Origin of the sequence: Allokutzneria multivorans (assembly GCF_039537405.1) — a bacterium.
GTDB classification, from domain to species: Bacteria; Actinomycetota; Actinomycetes; order Mycobacteriales; family Pseudonocardiaceae; genus Allokutzneria; species Allokutzneria multivorans.
Window position 1 is genome coordinate 205843 of record NZ_BAABAL010000018.1, and the last position, 16988, is coordinate 222830.

The following is a 16988-nucleotide window of genomic DNA, read 5'->3' on the forward strand; positions in this document are numbered from 1 at the left end:
AACCACTAGATGTAGTATTCCCCGCGTCGATGGTTCGCGGTCCCGAAAGGGGCTGCGAGGCAAGAGGGAACCCGGTGGAAATCCGGGACTGCCCCGCAGCGGTGAGTGGGAACGAACGCCGTCATGAGCACTGGGCTCCGCGCCCGGGAAGCGACGGTCAGTAGGACGGCCGGTTCCACCGGTGAGTGCCCGCGAGTCCGAAGACCTGCCATCCGACGGGTGCGCCGCCCGGCGCGCCCGGTCCGCGGCCTCGTGGGAGGGCCGAGCGGACGACCTTGAGGCCCCGCAAGGGGTTCGGGTCGGCCCTCGCCCCCGCGCGGCCCGTGGTCCACGCCCCGCGAGTGAGGAGAGCGCCGTGTTCACCGCCCCGGCACGACCAGGCATACCCGGCTGCACTCCCGCCCCGCTCCCCCGGGCGCGCTAGCCCTCTCCGCGCGGAGGTTCGCTGAACCTCTTGCGCCCCACTGAGTTTCCGCTGCCGGACACCGTTCCCGGGTGTTCGGACGGTGGAGTCTGCCCAGAGACCGTTCCGGCAAGTTCAGGAGTCCTTCCTTTGACCGTGCACCCGGCGGAGCCCGCCACAACGTCCGCTGCCACCCGTCCGGCCTCCGTCGCGGTGATCCGCCGCGACGGCACCTCCTCCCCGTTCGACTCCACCAAGATCTCCGTCGCGGTCACCAAGGCGTTCCTGGAGGTCGAGGGCCGCGAGGCGGGCACCTCCACACGCGTCCGCGAGCTCATCGGTGAGCTGACGCTGCACGTGGAGACCGCGCTGCTGCGGCACAGCGGCCCGGAGAACCCCCTGCACATCGAGCAGATCCAGGACCAGGTCGAGCTGGCCCTGATGCGCGGCGGCCACCACAAGGTCGCCCGCGCCTACGTGCTCTACCGCGAGGAGCACGCCAAGGCCCGCTCGCAGCAGCCCGTGGTGCGCGAGCCCGTCACCGCTCCGGCGTTCTCCGTGCGCCACGCCGACGGCCGCACGGAGCCGCTGGACACCGAGCGCCTGACGCTGGTGATCACCGAGGCGTGCGCGGACCTTGAGGCGGTCTCGGCGGAGGCGGTGCTGGCGGAGACGCTGCGCAACCTCTACGACGGCATCACCGTCTCGGAGCTGACCGTCGCGCCGGTGATGGCCGCGCGCACGATGGTGGAGAACGACCCGAACTACTCCTTCGTCAGCGCGCGCCTGTTGCAGGACAAGCTGCGCAAGGAGGCGCTGGAGTTCGTCTACGGCGGTTCGCAGCTGGCCAGCCACACCGAGATGGGCGAGCGCTACCCGGCCTACTTCGCCGAGTTCGTGCACCGGGGCATCGGCCTCGGCCAGCTGGACCCGGAGCTGGCGAACTTCGACCTGGAGCGGCTGGGAGCGGCGCTGGTGCCGGACCGCGACCTGCGGTTCCAGTTCCTGGGCATGCAGACCCTCTACGACCGCTACCTCCTGCACAGCGACCAGCACCGCTACGAGCTGCCGCAGGCGTTCTTCATGCGCGTGGCCATGGGCCTGTCGCTGCTGGAGGAAGACCGCGAAGCGCGGGCGATCGAGTTCTACGACCTGATCTCCACCTTCGACTTCATGTGCTCCACCCCGACGCTGTTCAACGCCGGCACCACGCGGCCGCAGCTGTCCTCCTGCTTCCTCACCACGGTCGCCGACGACCTGGAGGGGATCTTCCACGGCATCAGCAACAACGCGCTGCTGTCGAAGTACGCGGGCGGCCTGGGCAACGACTGGACCCCGGTCCGGGGCATCGGCGCGCACATCAAGGGCACCAACGGCCAGTCCCAGGGCGTGGTCCCGTTCCTCAAGATCGCCAACGACACGGCGGTCGCGGTGAACCAGGGCGGCAAGCGCAAGGGCGCGGTCTGCGCGTACCTGGAGACCTGGCACATCGACGTCGAGGAGTTCCTCGACCTGCGCAAGAACACCGGCGACGACCGGCGCCGCACCCACGACATGAACACCGCGAACTGGGTGCCGGATGAGTTCATGCGCCGCGTGCGCGCCGACGGGGACTGGACGCTGTTCTCCCCCGACGAGGTCCCGGACCTGCACGACAGCTACGGCTCGGAGTTCACCGAGCGCTACCGCGCTTACGAGCTGGCGGCTTCGCGCGGGGAGCTGCGGGTGTTCCGCACGGTCAAGGCGAAGGACCTGTGGCGGCGCATGCTGACCATGCTCTTCGAGACCGGCCACCCGTGGATCACCTTCAAGGACCCGTGCAACCTGCGCTCGCCGCAGCAGCACTCCGGTGTCGTGCACTCCTCCAACCTGTGCACCGAGATCACCCTCAACACCACGGTGGACGAGGTCGCGGTGTGCAACCTGGGTTCGGTGAACCTGGCGCAGCACGTGGGCCCGGACGGCATCGACCACGCGCGCCTGGAGAAGACCGTGCGCACGGCCGTTCGCATGCTGGACAACGTGATCGACGTGAACTTCTACACGATCCCCGAGGCCAAGCGCTCCAACATGCGCCACCGCCCGGTGGGCCTGGGCCTGATGGGCTTCCAGGACGCGCTGTTCACCCTGCGCGTGCCGATGGCCTCGCAGGCCGCGGTGGAGTTCGCCGACCGCAGCATGGAGGAGATCAGCTACTACGCCATCTCCGCCTCCGCCGAGCTCGCTGCCGAGCGCGGCAGGTACGAGACCTTCGAGGGTTCCTTGTGGAGCAAGGGAATCCTGCCGATCGACTCGGTGCAGCTGCTCGCCGACACGCGCGGCGCGGACCTGGAGCTGGACCGTTCGTCCACTTTGGACTGGGCCACGCTGCGGGCCCGCGTTGTCGAGGTGGGCATGCGCAACTCCAACGTGATGGCGATCGCGCCGACCGCGACCATCGCCAACATCACCGGTGTCGGGCAGTCCATCGAGCCGCTGTACCGCAACCTGTACGTGAAGTCGAACATGTCCGGTGACTTCACCGTGGTGAACCCGGCCCTGGTCCGCGAGCTCAAGGAACTGGGCCTGTGGGACGAGGTGATGATCGGCGACCTGAAGTACTTCGACGGCAGCCTCGGCGCCATCGACCGCATCCCCGCCGAGGTCAAGGCGCTCTACGCCACCGCGTTCGAGATGGACAGCCGCTGGCTGATCGAGTCCGCGGCGCGCAGGCAGAAGTGGATCGACCAGGCCCAGTCGCTGAACCTCTACATCGCCGCGCCGAGCGGCCGCAAGCTGGACGAGCTGTACCAGCACGCGTGGCTGCGCGGGCTGAAGACCACCTACTACCTGCGTTCGCAGTCGGCGACGCACGTGGAGAAGAGCACGCTGCGCGGCACCGACGGCAAGCTCAACGCCGTCTCCCCCGTCGTGCCCACGCCCGTCCCGGCCGATCCGAACCCGGGTGTGGCGTGCTCGATCGAGGACCCCGACTGCGAAGCCTGCCAGTAACCCGCCTCTCTGCTCGTAAGGACTCAACGAACGTGACCAACACCGAAATCGCCAGCGGACTCGGCGAGATCAACCGCGACGGCGGGCGGGTCAGCGTCGACGACAAGCGCATGATCAACTGCCGCGCCGACGTGAACCAGCTGCTGCCGCTGAAGTACCACTGGGCGTGGGAGAAGTACCTGGCGGGCTGCAACAACCACTGGATGCCGACCGAGGTGTCCATGCAGGCCGACATCGCGCTGTGGAAGTCCCCCACCGGGCTGACCGAGGACGAGCGCCGCGCCCTCAAGCGCAACCTCGGCTTCTTCGCCGCGTCGGAGTCGTTGGTGGCCAACAACATCGTGCTGGCCGTGTACCGCAACCTGACCAACCCCGAGTGCCGCCAGTACCTGCTGCGCCAGGCCTTCGAGGAGGCGGTGCACACCCACACCTTCCAGTACATCGTGGAGAGCCTCGGCTTGGACGAGGGCGAGCTGTTCAACATGTACCGCGAGGTCCCGTCGATCACCGACAAGGCCGCGTGGGCGCTGGCCTACACCCAGCACCTGGAGGACCCGGACTTCCGCACCGGGACCCCCGAGACCGACCAGGCGTTCCTGCGCGACCTCATCGCCTTCTACGTGGTCTTCGAGGGCATGTGGTTCTACACCGGCTTCGCCCAGATCCTCTCGCTCGGCCGGCGCAACAAGATGGTCGGCATCGCCGAGCAGTACCAGTACATCCTGCGCGATGAGTCGATCCACCTGAACTTCGGCATCGACGCGATCAACCAGATCAAGATCGAGAACCCGCACCTGTGGAGCCCGGAGTTCCAGGCCGAGGTCCGCACCATGCTGACCGAGGCGTGCGAGCTGGAGGTGGCCTACGGCCGCGACACCATGCCGCGCGGGCTGCTCGGGCTCAACGCCGATCTGTGCGAGCAGTACATGCACTTCATCACCAACCGGCGCTGCGCCCAGATCGGGCTGGAGCCGGTGTTCCCGGCGACGGAGAACCCGTTCCCGTGGATGTCGGAGATGATGGACCTGAAGAAGGAGAAGAACTTCTTCGAGACCAGGGTCATCGAGTACCAGTCCGGCGGCGCGCTCGACTGGGACTAGCTGGGTAGCGGTAGTCGCCGGTGGCCCCGAACCCTCCCACGGGGCCACCGGCGCGCTGCTCTTATGTTCGCTTCCGCAAAGACCTCCGTGTCGTTTCGGCCGTTTCGGCCTTAGCGTCCGAGACATGGCGAACGAACTGACGATCCCGCTCCTGCCCTGCCGGGACATCGACGAGATCGCGTCCTTCTACGAGATGCTCGGCTTCTCGATCACCCATCGGCAGCGGCGGCCGTACCCACATCTCGCCTTGCGACGCGAGGACATCAACCTGCACTTCTACGTGCTCGACGGCCACGTTCCCGAACAGTCGCACAGCTCGTGCCTGATCATCGTGCAGGACACCGGGCCGCTGTTCGAGGCGTTCGCGGCCGGAATGCGCGCCGTGCACGGGAAAATGCTCGTCTCCGGCATTCCGCGCATGACCAGACCGCGGCTGCGCAACGACCGCTACACCGGGTTCAGCGTGGTCGATCCGGGTGGCAACTGGATCCGGATCAACAAGGCCGCTCAAGAACCCGAGGCGAGCACCAAGCTCGCGAAAGCCCTGGAGAACGCGGCACGGCTGGCCGATTCGAAGGGCGACGAGCGGCAGGCACTGAAGATCCTCGAAGGCGCGCTCAAACGGACCGACGGCTCCGAACCGGAACTCCAGGCCGCGCAGGCCTTCCGCGACGAGTTGGTCGAACGGATCACGGCCGGGTAGACCTTCCGGCTATGAGAGCCGCACCCGGCGAGGTTCTGCACTTCTCCGAAGATCCGAACATCACCCGTTTCGTGCCGCACGTCGCGGCGACCGCGCGCCAACCCGAGGCGTACGTGTGGGCGGTCGACGCGGCGCGCTCGCCGGACTACTGGTTTCCCCGGCAGTGTCCGCGCGCGATGGCGTGGGTGACGCCGTCCTCCACTGTGGACGATCGCTCTTGGCTGATGGGCACTCGCGTGCACGCGGTGGAGTACCGGGCGTTGGAGGCGATGCGCACCGTGCGGTTGTTCGCCTACCGCTTCTGCGCCTCGGACTTCGAGCCGTTCGAGGACAACGCCCACGTCGCCACGCGCACCGTCCACCCGCTCGGCCCGCCGTCGCCGGTCGGCGATCTGTTCGAGCTGCACGAGCAGGCAGGCATCGAGCTGCGCGTGCTGCCGACGCTGTGGCCGTTCTGGGACGTCGTCACCGCGAGCACGCTCGGCTTCAGCGGCATCCGGCTGCGCAACGCCTCGCCCAGGCTTATTCCTTGACACGAATATTCCCACGTGTGAATACTGGCTGCATGGACGCACTCCTGACGGCTCTCGCGGACCCAGCCCGCTGGCGACTCGTGAGCTTGCTGGCACAGCGACCCCGGTCGGTCGGCGTGCTCGCGCAGCTGGCCGAGGCGCGTCAGCCGCAGACGACGAAGCACCTGCAAGCCCTGGAGCGCGCGGGCCTCGTCACCTCCGAACGCACCGGCCAACGCCGCGTCTACGCACTCCGGGCCGAGGCTCTGCGGGAACTCGCGGCGGAGCTGACAAGGCTCGCGGATGCGGCGGATCATGTTGGTACGTATGAGCTTTACACCGACAGCGTCCAGTCGGAGCGCCGCGCGGCGAACGAGGCCGGATGGGCCGATGGCCGCTCGTTCACGTTCCTGCGGTCGCTGCCCGGGAACCCGGAGCTGGTGTGGCGCTACCTCACCGAACCCGATCTGCTCACGCACTGGTGGACGCCTGAGGACCTGCGCGTCTCCGAGCTGACCTTCCAGGCGCGGCCGGGCGGACGGATCGTCCAGGAGTACCGCGACGCCGAGGACGCGGACGGCTCCGACGTGGTCGTGGGGCGCGCGGAGGGAGTCGTCGACGAGGCGCTCCCCGGCTCGCGCTTGGCCTACCGGCTGTCCCCGCTGCTGCCCGACGGCGGCACCGCGTTCACCGCACACGTCGTTTTCGCACTTCAGAGCACTGATACCGGAGTGGACCTCGACGTCCGCTACCGGATCACCCACAGCACAGTCGACTCCGCGGACTTCATCGCGGGCATCGAGATCGGCTTCGGCCAGAGCCTCGACAAGCTCGCCGCGGACATCACCCGGAGGAGCACCCCATGACCCGTCGAGTCGTCGCCAACATCAACCTGTCCCTGGACGGCCACTACGCCAAACCGGACAGCCCCGACATGAGCTGGGTGCTGCCCCACGCGACCAGCGACGTGGCGCGTGATCACATGACCAGCCTGTGGATGCCCGCCACGACCGCGCTCCTCGGGCGCCGCAACGCCGAGGGCTTCCTCGGGTTCTGGCCGACGATCATCGGCGCCGAGGGTGTCGATGCGCGCGACGAGGCGTACGCGAAGTGGCTCGTGGCCACCGACAAGGTCGTGCTGTCCTCCACGCTCGGCACCGCGCCGTGGGAGCGCACGACCGTCGTCGACAAGCCCACCGCCGAGGTGATCGCCGACCTCCGCGCCCAGGACGGCGGCGACATCGTGGTGTTCTCCAGCGTCAGCGTCATCAAGGCCCTGCTCGCCGCCGACGAGGTCGACCGGCTCGCGCTGATGATCTTCCCGATCTTCCTCGGCGGTGGCCCGCGCATGTTCGACGGCACGCTGCCCGAGGGCCGGTGGAAGCTCGTCAGCCAGTCCACCAGCGACAACGGCGCCGTCGCCCTGGTCTACGACCGCCTCCGCTGACTCCCGCGCATGAACAGCTGCTCGCCTTGCACGTGGGCGAGCAGCTGTGGTCACCGGCGAACTCCGGTCAGTACCGGGAGAGGTGGAGCGAGGAGGTCATGTCGTTGAATCCCGGCAGTGCTTCCCAGTCGGAGATCTGACTGCCAAGGCTCCTCAGCCGGTAGGTGCCGCCGCCCGGGTCACGTCCGACCCAGTTGTACAACGTCACGTCGTTGCACCACGAATGGGTAATGAGCGACGAAGTCGCGTTCTCCATCTCGTAGCCGACCGTATAGATGCCGTAGCCACTGTGGTCACAGGGCCCGTCCTTCCCGAAAAACATCTCCCAGTGGCCTTTGTAGTTGTTGTCCGTGTACAGCGTGACGAGGACGTTTTCGGCACGCGCCGCGCTCTTGGCAACGGCGAGGTCGTTACCGCACTCGCGCGAGACGACCTCGGATGCCGTCTCACCCGGCTTGAGCTTCTTGAGCGTGGTCATGCAGTACGTGCCCGTCGCGGCGCCGGGCTGAGGCGCGGCCGAGGCGACGCCCGAGCCGACCAGACCGGCGACGCTGACGAGTCCGGCGACGATCGCCGCCGTTTTCTTGTGTCCGATTTTCACGGCAGGACGCTCACACGGAAAGCGATTTGGCGTCGAACCCTTTCAGGAAAGCCTGAAGCGGTTTCCCTGCCCGCTCCCCGTCAACGTTCAGAAATTCTTTCGCGACAAATCCGACACCAACTCACGAACCATTTTACGTGGTGAACTCGAGTGCTGTGCGGCCTTGGGAGACGGGCTGCGACCTGCGGAGGACCAGGCCGCATTCGCCTGCCAGCGCGGACAGCTCGTCGACCGATCTTTCCTTGCCGCCGAAGCACATCAGCATGAACAGGTCGATCCCGGTGTCGGCGCCTTCGCCGCGCACGGGCTCGATCACCACGACGGTGCTGTCCGGCCTGGCGGCTTCGCGGCAACGGGTGAGGATCTTGCGACAGTGCTCGTCGTCCCAGTCGTGCAGGATGTCCGACAGCACATAGGCATCGGCTCCCGCCGGCAGCGCCGCGAAGAAGCTCCCGGTCACCGCCTCCGCACGATCGCCGAGCCCCGCCGCCGCGAACCGCTCGGCAGCGGCCCCGCTCGTCGGCGCGAGGTCCACGACCTGCCCGCGCACCCCGGGATGGGCTTCGAGGATCGCGGCGAGCACGTTCCCGTCTCCCCCGCCGACGTCGACGACGCGGGGGAACCGGCTCCAGTCGAAGCGCTCCGCGATCTGCGTGACCTGCGTCCGGAATCGCCAGGTCATCTGCGCGTCGAAGGAGCGCCGCAACTCCGGGTGGGCGTCGAGGTCCGCCCAGAAGTCGCGTCCGTACCGCTTCGGGTAGGCCGGAGTGCCGCTGGTGACCGTGTCGAGCAGGTCCACGAAGGCGAGTTCGGCGCGTCCACCGGCACAGTCGATGTCGAGCAGGGGTTTCACGCCTTCCGGGGCGTCATCGCTCATCTGCGCGCCGAGGCTCGTCGCCCGGTATCGCCTTTCGGCGTCGACTTCGAAGACTCCGGCCGCGACGAGGTGTTCGAGCAGTCGTTCCAGGGCCGCCGCGTCGGTTCCGGTTTTGGCCGCGAGGGTTTCCGCTGTCGCGCCGCTCGCGCCCGCGTGTTCGACGAGGCCGAGCGTGGCGGCGACGCGAATGGACATGGGGGTGGCGAGGTCGGCCATGGCGAGAATCGACTGTGCTTGGTCCACCGCCCGAGGCTATAGACCTTTGTGGCAATGGTCGCCGCGTTTTAGAAGGGTGCGGGTTCTGCGATCGGTTCGAGCTCGGTGTCGTAGGTGCGCTTCGCTGGTGTGGTCCACCGGTGGGTGCCGTCTTCTCGGTTTTCGCACCGCCAGTTCGAGTGGGTCTTCATGGTGTGGTGGTGCCTGCATTTGGGTCGGAGGTTGCGGATGGTGGTGTTGGTTCCGTCGAACGGTCGGCAGTGGTCGAGGTCGCAGCGTTGGGCGGGTTGCTGGCATCCGATGGCTGTGCACCTGGGGTAGCGGGCGTTGATGAGTTCTCGTTGTTTCGGCGACGGCCTGTAGGTGTCGCTGACTTCTTCGGCCATGCCGGTGACCGGGTCGGTCAGGATGCGTTTCCAGACTCCGCCTGCCGCTATGTCCTGCGCGACATGGGTCGGGATCGGCCCGTATCCCGCGAGCATGCCGGGGTCGTCGGTGAGGCCGAGCAGTGCGGTGATGGGCATCGTCAGGTACACCATGGTCTGGCCCTGTGGTGCCGGGGTGTCGAGGCCTAGCAGCAGGTCTCGGGCGACGTCGGCTCGTTTCTGGTCCAGGGTCCGGTCATCCTTGGGCAGGGATTTCGCGATCCTGTCGATGTGGTCGAAGGCCATCGCGGTGTCGTGGGCGGTCATGGTGTGGCGGAGTTCGGCCATGCCGTCGTCGAGGTTGATCTTCTCGACCAACCTGCGTTTGCGTTTCTCCTCGTGCCGGAGATCGGCGGCCTTGGGGTCGAGTTTGTGGATCAACGTCTGGGCACGCCGCCGGATCGAGGTGTAGGTGCGAGTGGGGGCGTACTCCAGCAGGTTCGCCTCGGCGATCGAAGCCTGCGACTCCTTCAAGATCCGCACCTGGTCCACGATGAGCAGGGCCTTGCTCTCATCGATCAACCCAGCCGACAGAGCCGCCAACACTCGGGGGCGTTCGGTCAGCTCGGAGGCGTTGGACAGGATGCGATCCGCGCCACGTCGGGAGATGTGCAGGGCGCAGGCGATCTCATTCTGCACGAACCGGTAATCGCGATCGTCGGCGGCGGTGTGGAATGTGATCAAGGCTGTGGCGAGTTCCGCTTTCGCATGACACAGAGCGGCCTGTTTCGCCTCAACCTCAACGAGAAGTTCATCGAGGGTCATACCCCCAATTCTACCCGCAAATAATAGTGGATCATGGCTCTAAAGAATGAATTCCTAGGCGCCCGCAACCCCGAAAACGCAACCCCCACAAAACGCAAGACGCCAACACGACCGAGGCTTTACCTGGGGTGCGCGTGCCATACGCTTCCGCGAGGGCCGGGGTTCTATCCCGTGCCCCTGTAAGGCCCAGGGGCACGCGCAAGGGGCCCCCAGGTCAAGCCGACCCCACGCAAGGACCGGCGCGGACAACCCCTCACTCACGACTCAAAACATAAGAATCACCAGGAATCGCCGACGGACCGAAAGCCAACACACTTGAGTTGCGCCTGGGTTTCATTCCCACCCGACAACAGCCCGCGACGATACAGTCGCAGGATGTACATCTCGCGGGTCAGGCTCAGCAACATCCGGGGCTTCCACGGCTCCCGCCAGGTCGACCTGGAGCTGACCCGCCCGGACGGCACCCACGCGGGCTGGACGGTGATCGCGGGCCGCAACGGCTCCGGCAAGACCTCTCTCCTGCGGGCGATCGCGCTCGCGGTGAGCGGTCCCGCTGTGTCCCGCAACCTGGTGCCGGACTTCGAGAACTGGATCACCTCCGGGCGGGACACCGCGACGACGCGGGTGCAGCTGGCCTTCGATCCGGACGTGGACCGGATGACCGGGCAGGGCAGGACGCCGAAGAACGAGTTCTGGGTGGGGCTGGCGTGGACGCCGCCGGACAAGCAGACGCAGGTGTACCGGGCGAGCGTGCAGCCCTCGTTGCACGAGGCGATCCCGGAGCGGCAGCGGGCGATGCCGCGTCGCGGGCCGTGGCAGGACAACCCGACGGGCTGGTTCTGCGCCGCGTACGGGCCGTTCCGCAGGCTCGCGGGCGGGGCCAGCGACGCGCAGCGGTTGATGCTCAGCCCCGGGCCCGTCGCCCGGTTGGCGAGCTTGTTCCACGAGGACGCCTCGCTCGCTGAGGGCGTGAGCTGGTTGATCGAGCAGCACCTGCGGTCGCTGGAGGGGCGGCCTGGGGCGTTGGAGCTCAAGGACACGGCGCTGCGGGTGCTGGCGGACGGGTTGCTGCCGGACTCCTACCGGATCGAGGGCGTGGACTCCGACGGGTTGTGGGTGGTGCGCGGCGGGCACCGGTTCCCGCTGCGGGAGATGAGCGACGGCTACCGGACGGTGGCGGCGCTGGTGGTGGACCTGCTCAAGCAGATCCACGAGGCCTTCGGCAGCCTCCCGGTGCGCAGGGAGGGCAAGACCCCGGTGATCACCGTGCCGGGCGTGGTGATCATCGACGAGGTGGACGCGCACCTGCACGTCTCGTGGCAGAAGCGGATCGGCGGCTGGCTCAAGGAGCACTTCCCGCACATCCAGTTCATCGTGACCACGCACAGCCCCTACGTGTGCCAGGCGGCCGACGAGGGCGGGCTGATCCGCCTGCCCGGCCCGGACGGCGAGGACCCGCCGCTGGTGGTGGACCAGGACCTCTACGAGCGGATCGTGTTCGGCAGCGGCGACGACGCGGTGCTCTCGGAGCTCTTCGGCCTGGACACCCCGTACTCCGAGCGCGCGCAACAACTCCGCCGCGAGCTGGTGGAGCTGGAGGTCGGCGTGCTCGCGGGGGAGATCAGCGACGCGGCGAAGTACCGCTACCAGCAGTTGAAGGACCTGCTGACCAGCTCTCCGGTCGCGCGGGTCGACGAGGTCGCGGCGAGCCTGCGTCGCGACTGGTCAGAGGAATGATCAGGCTCGCCCGCGCCCAGCTGCCCGAGGAGGTCGCCGGGCGGCTCGCGGGGCTCACCGAACGCCTGCGCACGGCACCGCGCGCGAGCCGGACCACGCACGCGCGCAGGATGTGGCGGGCCAACCCCGATCGCAAGGCCCTGCGCACGGCGTTGACCGCGATGGCCCCCGGGCGGCAGCACTGCATGTACTGCGGCGACAACCAGGGCACCGACATCGATCACCACGAACCGTTGTCCCGCAACCCTTTACGGACCTTCGACTGGCTCAACCACCTGCTGGCGTGCTCGATGTGCAACAGCCACGTCAAGCGCGACCGCTACCCGGTGGCCGCCGACGGGACACCGCTGCTGATCGACCCCACGGTCGAGGACCCCTTCGAGCACCTGGTGCTGGCGTTGTCGCTGGGCGAGTACCACCCGCTGACCGCGAAGGGCCGCGCGACGATCGAGGTCTGCGGCCTCAACCGCCCCCTGCTGACCCGAGGCCGCGTGCAGGCTCAGCGCGTGGTCGTCTACTGCCTGCGCGAATGGGCCCGCGCCCGCAGCGCGGCGAACCGGGCGCGCGCCGTGCTGACCGTGCGCGAGCAGCCCTTCGCCGACGTGTGCCAGTCGATGCTGCGCCAGGCCGTGCTGCCGAGGGCGGACCTGGTCTTCTCCGACTCCCCCGGTGTCGTTGAGCTGCTGCGCCTCCCCGAACTCCGCGCCGCGCTGCTTTCGTGAGGACTCGGTGTCGAAAAGCGGCGCCGCCGATCGACGCTCGGGTAGAAAGCACGCACACCCTTCAGGACGGAGACAGGCGATGCGCTACATGGTGATCGTGAAGGCCAGCGAGGAGTCCGAGGCCGGCGCGCTGCCGACGGCCGAGGAGCTCAACGCCATGGGCAAGTTCAACGCGGAGCTGGTCGAGGCCGGGATCATGCTCGCCGGTGACGGTCTTCAGCCCAGCTCCAAGGGCGCCCGGGTGCGCTTCGAGGGCGACAAGCGGACGGTGATCGACGGCCCGTTCGCCGAGACCAAGGAGCTCATCGCCGGGTTCTGGATCCTCGACGTCGCGTCGCTGGAGGAGGCCGTGGAGTGGGTGAAGCGCGCCCCCTTCGCCGGCTCCGAGGCGGTGGAGGTCGAGATCCGCAAGGTCATCGAGGCCGCCGACTTCGCCCCGGTGATGACCCCGGAGATGGTGGCCCAGGAGGACCGGCTGCGCGAGAAGATCGAGCAGCAGCGCTCCTGAGCCCCAGGTCGAGGACCCCGGCCTAAGCGTTGGGGCAGAACAGGTCCGCGGTGTTGCCGTCGGGGTCCTCGACCACCGCGTAGCGCTGCCCCCAGAACGCGTCCCACGGCTCGCGGTGCCCGGCGTAGCCCAGCCCGACGAGCTTCGCGTACACCGCGTCGACCTCGGCAGGGCTACCGCACTTGAACGCCAACGACATCCGGATCGGCCCGGCCGGGTGCACGTAGTCCGGCTCGAACGACCGCACCGTCTCCACCGTGTCCCACGCCAGCCGGAGCCCGCCGGGCAGGCTCACCTCCACGTGCGGCTCCGCATCGGCCCCGGCCGGGATGTCCAGCCCGAGGTGGCGGTAGAAGGCCAGCGACTTCCCCATGTCGGCGACGACCATGCCCACGAGGTCCAGCTGCACGTCCATGACTCTCCGATCAACTCCGCGACTCCAGTGCGAGCACGCTAACCGCGACCGCGCCGCGGGGTCTTGAAGAAACCGGACATCAGTCCAGCCCCAGGTCCTCGCGCATCCTGCTCCGCAGCGCCTGGTACTCCCGCTGCCCTTCCTTCCACAGCAGGTCCTGCGCGGGCCCGTTCTCCCCCTCCAGCAACTGCTTCGCCAGGTCCGAGCGCCGGATCAGCGACTCGCGCAGCAGCGACCGGATCGCCTCCGGCGCGTGCACGTTCACCCCGCCCAAGGAGTTGCGGGCCTGCGTGCTGACCACCCGCAGCTCCGCCATCACCTCAGCCGACGGGGACTTCCGCGCCTGGTAGAGCACCCAGTCGAAGGACTCCACCGCCGAAACCAGATCGGTGTAGGCCTGCGCCCGCGCCTCGTACCGGCGCGCCTCGCGCTCCCGCTCCCACCGCCGGTCCTCGCGCTCCACCTCGCGCCGCCACCGCCGGTCCTCCCGCCACCCGCCGACGAGCTGCGCTCCGAGAGCACCGAAGAGACCGAGAAGACCGACGACGATGGGCACCCACAACGGCACCTGACCGGAGGACATGATCGAAACCTAACGGACCGCGTACAGCACTCCGCCCACGACCACCACCGCCGCACCGCTGAGCACCGAAGCCACCGGCAACGTCACCGCCAGCACCACGCACCCGAGGAAACCCACCACCGGCACCACCCGACGCCCCAACGTGAACGCCGAGGCGTTCGCGATCGCGTAGTACAGCAGCACTCCGAACGACGAGAACCCGATCACTCCACGCAGATCCGCCACACCAGCGGCAACCGCCACCACCGCCCCGACCACCAGCTCAGCGCGGTGCGGCACCCCGAACCGGGGGTGCACCGCCGCCAACGCCACCGGCAGACGCCGATCACGAGCCATCGCCAGAACCGTCCGCGACACCCCGAGCACCAACGCCAGCAAAGCACCCAGAGCCGCCAACGCAGCCCCCACGGTCACCACCGGCGCCAAGCCCGGAAACCCCGCCACCACAACCACATCGACCAAAGGCGCCGTCGACTCCGCCAACCGCGAAGGACCGAGCACCGACAACACCGTCACCGCGACGACCGAATACACCACCAGCGTGATCACCAGAGCGAGAGAGATCGCGCGCGGGATCGTGCGAGCAGGATCACGGACCTCCTCGCCCAACGTCGCCACCCGCGCATACCCGGCGAAGGCGAAGAACAGCAGCCCCGCCGCCTCCAACACCCCGAAACCGCCGGAGAAACCCACATTCCCCAGCTCCACACCCGAAGACCGGAGCCCGAGCACCACCACACCGGCCAACACGACCAGCACCGCCGCGACGATCACCCGCGCGGCCTTCTTCACACCCACGTAGTTCAGCGCCGTCAACACCACCACGGCCACCACCGCCACCAGATGAGCCCGCTCCGGCCACACGTACAAGCCGACCGTCAACGCCATCGCCGCACACGAAGCGGTCTTCCCGACAACGAAAGCCCACCCCGCCAGATACCCCCAGAACGGCCCCAACCGCTCACGCCCGTAGACATAGGTCCCACCGGACTCCGGATACAGAGCCGCCAACCGCGCAGAAGACGTCGCATTGCAGTAAGCCACCACCGCCGCGATCGCCAACCCGACCAGCAACCCCGAACCAGCAGCCGCAGCGGCCGGCGCGAAAACGCTGAAGACCCCGGCGCCGATCATCGCGCCGAGGCCCACCAGCACCGCGTCCCCGAGACCGAGCCCGCGAACCAGACCGCTCACTTCTTCGGCATCCACGCCGTCACATCGACCCGACTGGTGTTGCCCAGGTCCAACGTCGTCCCCGGATCGACCTTCTGACCCGGCATCGACTCCACCGGCGCGATCTCCAACGCCGTCGCCGAATACGGCACCCGGTCGATGTCGGTCACCGTGTTCCGCCACGACAAGTGCGCCACCACCTGCTCAGCGGGCTTGATCGACAACGGCTTCGCACCGGGGTCGTCGGTCGCACCGCGCCCCACCGTCAGATCGAGCAGATTCCCCTGCTTGTCGAAGAACTTCACCGCCGGATAGCCGTTCAGCTCAGCCACCTTCGTCCCGCAGTTGGTCACGTACAACCCCATCTGCCGGAACCCCAACGCCGCGTCCACGATCCCCGTCGTGACCTTCAAACACGGATCAGGCACCGGCGGAGGAGGCGGCGGGGGCGGCGGCGCGGACGTGCACGCGCTCAGCACCAACACCCCGGCAGCAGCAGCAAGCTTCACTCTCACACCGAGGACCTTGCCACGCCCAACCACGGCCGACCGCACCTTCACCGAACCTCCACGGCCTTTCCACGCCTGCGATAAGCAGCCGCCTTCACCCGGTTCTGACACGTCACACCGCAGAACCGCCTCGTCCGCCCCTGACTTCCGTCCACAAAAACCCGATCACACCGAGGCGCCGCACAACACCCCAACCGCTGCACCGAGTCATCACCGAGCACCGCCGCGAACGCCACCGCGAACCCCGCAGTCCACCGCCGCACGACATCCGCCTCAGCGTCGTGAAAGGCCAGGTGCCACTGCCCAGCCTCCTCACGCAGCAACCGAGGACGCGCCTCGCTGTCTGCCAGCAACCGGTTCAGCACCTCCGCCGCGGCGTCGTGATCACCACTGACGAGCGCCTCGATCACCGCGCGCAGATCCACCGCCAGCCCGGCCAGCAGCCCAACCTCCGCCTCGGTCAGGTGCTCGGGCACACCCCCGCGGTTCTCCCCCGTCACCGCGTTGACCAGCGCCACAGCGGTCTCCAGCCGGAGCGCGTGGTGACTGTTGCCGACATCCAGTGCTAGCGTCACTGCCTCAGCTTAGCGAACCAGTGACGCAAAGGAAGCGCCCATGACCCCCGGCACCACCGAATCCATCATCGAATGGACCCGGAACTGGGCGGCCGTCCGCCAGCTCACCGACATCCGCCCCACCCTCGCCGCCACCATCGCCGTCCGCGTCGGCCGAGGCGGACGCACCGTCGAACACTTCGTCACCACCCCCGGCCTCGACCCCGACTGGCTCCGCACCGCCCTGCTCGCCGAAGGCGCCCAACCGCACACCGACTGGATCACCATCCCCCTCACCGACGACCAGGCCGAACAACCCCCACCCGGCTTCGACTGGGCCCGCGCCGACATCGAACACCTCATGAGCCTCGAACCCACCACATCCACCGAACCCGCACCGGTCGACGGCTACACCTTCACCACCGAACACCTCGGCACCGGAGCCGTCCGCGCCACCTACAAGTCCACAAAGGACGGACAAGAAGCAGGCTCAGCCACCATGCTCCTCCGCGACACCACAGGCGTCATCGACTCCGTCGCAGTCCACGAGGACCACCGCCGCAAAGGACTCGCCGCACACCTCATGCGCCACCTGCACAACCACGCCGCACAACAGAAAACGACCCGGCTGCTCCTCGTCGCGAGCCCGATGGGCAAACACCTCTACGACAAGCTCGGCTGGCACACCATCACCCGCCTGCTGATCGCGACGGTCGTGTGAGACCCGCGAGCCCCACACGACCGCCC

18 protein-coding genes and 1 riboswitch are annotated in these 16988 nt (G+C 68.0%); of the genes, 10 read left to right on the forward strand and 8 right to left on the reverse strand.

Annotation, left to right across the window (positions count from 1 at the left end):
* Positions 1-13 precede the first annotated feature (13 nt).
* Positions 14-227, forward strand: a riboswitch (cobalamin riboswitch).
* 326 nt (positions 228-553) lie between these two features.
* The 6 genes from ABD798_RS25000 (at position 554) to ABD798_RS25025 (ending at position 7156) form a co-directional block, all read left to right on the forward strand.
* Entirely contained in the window at positions 554-3394 is a 2841-nt protein-coding gene (locus ABD798_RS25000; RefSeq protein WP_425549262.1) for a ribonucleoside-diphosphate reductase subunit alpha, read from the forward strand.
* Positions 3385-4494, forward strand: a complete 1110-nt coding sequence (locus ABD798_RS25005; protein ID WP_344880965.1) for a ribonucleotide-diphosphate reductase subunit beta — start codon at positions 3385-3387, stop codon at positions 4492-4494. The genes ABD798_RS25000 and ABD798_RS25005 overlap by 10 nt, the downstream gene beginning before the upstream one ends.
* Before the next feature lie 124 nt (positions 4495-4618).
* On the forward strand, positions 4619-5197 hold the full coding sequence (locus tag ABD798_RS25010) for a VOC family protein (RefSeq protein ID WP_344879316.1): 579 nt from the start codon (positions 4619-4621) through the stop codon (positions 5195-5197).
* 11 nt (positions 5198-5208) lie between these two features.
* The gene (locus ABD798_RS25015) at positions 5209-5730 is read left to right on the forward strand and encodes a DUF6886 family protein (RefSeq protein ID WP_344879319.1); all 522 of its coding nucleotides are present in this window, start codon (positions 5209-5211) and stop codon (positions 5728-5730) included.
* A gap of 32 nt (positions 5731-5762) precedes the next feature.
* Positions 5763-6575 (forward strand): metalloregulator ArsR/SmtB family transcription factor, encoded by an 813-nt coding sequence (locus ABD798_RS25020; protein WP_344879322.1) that lies wholly within the window; start codon positions 5763-5765, stop codon positions 6573-6575.
* Positions 6572-7156 carry a dihydrofolate reductase family protein gene (locus ABD798_RS25025; RefSeq protein ID WP_344879325.1) on the forward strand — a complete coding sequence of 195 codons (585 nt, stop codon included), beginning with the start codon at positions 6572-6574 and terminating at the stop codon, positions 7154-7156. Before ABD798_RS25020 ends, ABD798_RS25025 begins: the two co-directional genes overlap by 4 nt.
* 67 nt (positions 7157-7223) lie before the next feature.
* Here ABD798_RS25025 and ABD798_RS25030 read toward each other — a convergent pair whose 3' ends face one another.
* The 3 genes from ABD798_RS25030 to ABD798_RS25040 all read right to left on the reverse strand — a co-directional run bounded on the left by ABD798_RS25030 (position 7224) and on the right by ABD798_RS25040 (position 10040).
* On the reverse strand, positions 7224-7757 hold the full coding sequence (locus ABD798_RS25030) for a hypothetical protein (RefSeq protein ID WP_344879328.1): 534 nt from the start codon (positions 7755-7757) through the stop codon (positions 7224-7226).
* Positions 7758-7890: 133 nt separating this feature from the next.
* Positions 7891-8877 carry a methyltransferase gene (locus ABD798_RS25035; RefSeq protein WP_425549263.1) on the reverse strand — a complete coding sequence of 329 codons (987 nt, stop codon included), beginning with the start codon at positions 8875-8877 and terminating at the stop codon, positions 7891-7893.
* Between the two features lie 41 nt (positions 8878-8918).
* On the reverse strand, positions 8919-10040 hold the full coding sequence (locus ABD798_RS25040; protein WP_344879331.1) for an HNH endonuclease signature motif containing protein: 1122 nt from the start codon (positions 10038-10040) through the stop codon (positions 8919-8921).
* A 375-nt stretch (positions 10041-10415) separates the two neighbouring features.
* On the opposite strand from ABD798_RS25040, the gene ABD798_RS25045 reads away from it, so the two are divergent.
* The 3 genes from ABD798_RS25045 to ABD798_RS25055 all read left to right on the forward strand — a co-directional run bounded on the left by ABD798_RS25045 (position 10416) and on the right by ABD798_RS25055 (position 13007).
* Complete coding sequence (locus tag ABD798_RS25045; RefSeq protein WP_344879334.1) at positions 10416-11777, forward strand: AAA family ATPase; 1362 nt, start codon at positions 10416-10418, stop codon at positions 11775-11777.
* On the forward strand, positions 11774-12499 hold the full coding sequence (locus ABD798_RS25050) for an HNH endonuclease family protein (protein WP_344879336.1): 726 nt from the start codon (positions 11774-11776) through the stop codon (positions 12497-12499). The genes ABD798_RS25045 and ABD798_RS25050 overlap by 4 nt, the downstream gene beginning before the upstream one ends.
* 79 nt (positions 12500-12578) lie before the next feature.
* A complete protein-coding gene (locus tag ABD798_RS25055; protein ID WP_344879339.1) occupies positions 12579-13007 on the forward strand; it encodes a YciI family protein in 429 nt (142 codons plus the stop codon).
* A 22-nt stretch (positions 13008-13029) separates the two neighbouring features.
* Here the strand turns inward: ABD798_RS25055 and ABD798_RS25060 are convergent, their stop codons facing one another.
* From ABD798_RS25060 to ABD798_RS25080, 5 genes are all read right to left on the reverse strand, one after another.
* A complete protein-coding gene (locus ABD798_RS25060; RefSeq protein ID WP_344879342.1) occupies positions 13030-13422 on the reverse strand; it encodes a VOC family protein in 393 nt (130 codons plus the stop codon).
* Between the two features lie 79 nt (positions 13423-13501).
* A complete protein-coding gene (locus ABD798_RS25065) occupies positions 13502-14005 on the reverse strand; it encodes a hypothetical protein (RefSeq protein ID WP_344879344.1) in 504 nt (167 codons plus the stop codon).
* A 9-nt stretch (positions 14006-14014) separates the two neighbouring features.
* Positions 14015-15214: an APC family permease gene (locus tag ABD798_RS25070; RefSeq protein ID WP_344879348.1), complete on the reverse strand. Its 1200-nt coding sequence runs from the start codon at positions 15212-15214 to the stop codon at positions 14015-14017.
* Positions 15196-15693 (reverse strand): DUF4232 domain-containing protein, encoded by a 498-nt coding sequence (locus ABD798_RS25075; RefSeq protein ID WP_344879351.1) that lies wholly within the window; start codon positions 15691-15693, stop codon positions 15196-15198. Before ABD798_RS25075 ends, ABD798_RS25070 begins: the two co-directional genes overlap by 19 nt.
* Positions 15694-15734: 41 nt before the next feature.
* Positions 15735-16262 carry a CGNR zinc finger domain-containing protein gene (locus tag ABD798_RS25080; protein ID WP_344879354.1) on the reverse strand — a complete coding sequence of 176 codons (528 nt, stop codon included), beginning with the start codon at positions 16260-16262 and terminating at the stop codon, positions 15735-15737.
* Positions 16263-16302: 40 nt separating this feature from the next.
* On the opposite strand from ABD798_RS25080, the gene ABD798_RS25085 reads away from it, so the two are divergent.
* The gene (locus ABD798_RS25085; protein WP_344879357.1) at positions 16303-16962 is read left to right on the forward strand and encodes a GNAT family N-acetyltransferase; all 660 of its coding nucleotides are present in this window, start codon (positions 16303-16305) and stop codon (positions 16960-16962) included.
* The last annotated feature ends 26 nt before the right edge of the window (positions 16963-16988 follow it).

Excerpts from the sequence above, each read along its gene's own strand:
- ABD798_RS25010 (WP_344879316.1), top strand. The coding sequence starts at position 4,619 with ATGGCGAACGAACTGACGATCCCGCTCCTGCCCTGCCGGGACATCGAC.
- ABD798_RS25015 (WP_344879319.1), top strand. The coding sequence starts at position 5,209 with ATGAGAGCCGCACCCGGCGAGGTTCTGCACTTCTCCGAAGATCCGAAC.
- ABD798_RS25020 (WP_344879322.1), top strand. The coding sequence starts at position 5,763 with ATGGACGCACTCCTGACGGCTCTCGCGGACCCAGCCCGCTGGCGACTC.
- ABD798_RS25025 (WP_344879325.1), top strand. The coding sequence starts at position 6,572 with ATGACCCGTCGAGTCGTCGCCAACATCAACCTGTCCCTGGACGGCCAC.
- ABD798_RS25040 (WP_344879331.1), bottom strand. The coding sequence starts at position 10,040 with ATGACCCTCGATGAACTTCTCGTTGAGGTTGAGGCGAAACAGGCCGCT.
- ABD798_RS25045 (WP_344879334.1), top strand. The coding sequence starts at position 10,416 with ATGTACATCTCGCGGGTCAGGCTCAGCAACATCCGGGGCTTCCACGGC.
- ABD798_RS25050 (WP_344879336.1), top strand. The coding sequence starts at position 11,774 with ATGATCAGGCTCGCCCGCGCCCAGCTGCCCGAGGAGGTCGCCGGGCGG.
- ABD798_RS25055 (WP_344879339.1), top strand. The coding sequence starts at position 12,579 with ATGCGCTACATGGTGATCGTGAAGGCCAGCGAGGAGTCCGAGGCCGGC.
- ABD798_RS25060 (WP_344879342.1), bottom strand. The coding sequence starts at position 13,422 with ATGGACGTGCAGCTGGACCTCGTGGGCATGGTCGTCGCCGACATGGGG.
- ABD798_RS25065 (WP_344879344.1), bottom strand. The coding sequence starts at position 14,005 with ATGTCCTCCGGTCAGGTGCCGTTGTGGGTGCCCATCGTCGTCGGTCTT.
- ABD798_RS25085 (WP_344879357.1), top strand. The coding sequence starts at position 16,303 with ATGACCCCCGGCACCACCGAATCCATCATCGAATGGACCCGGAACTGG.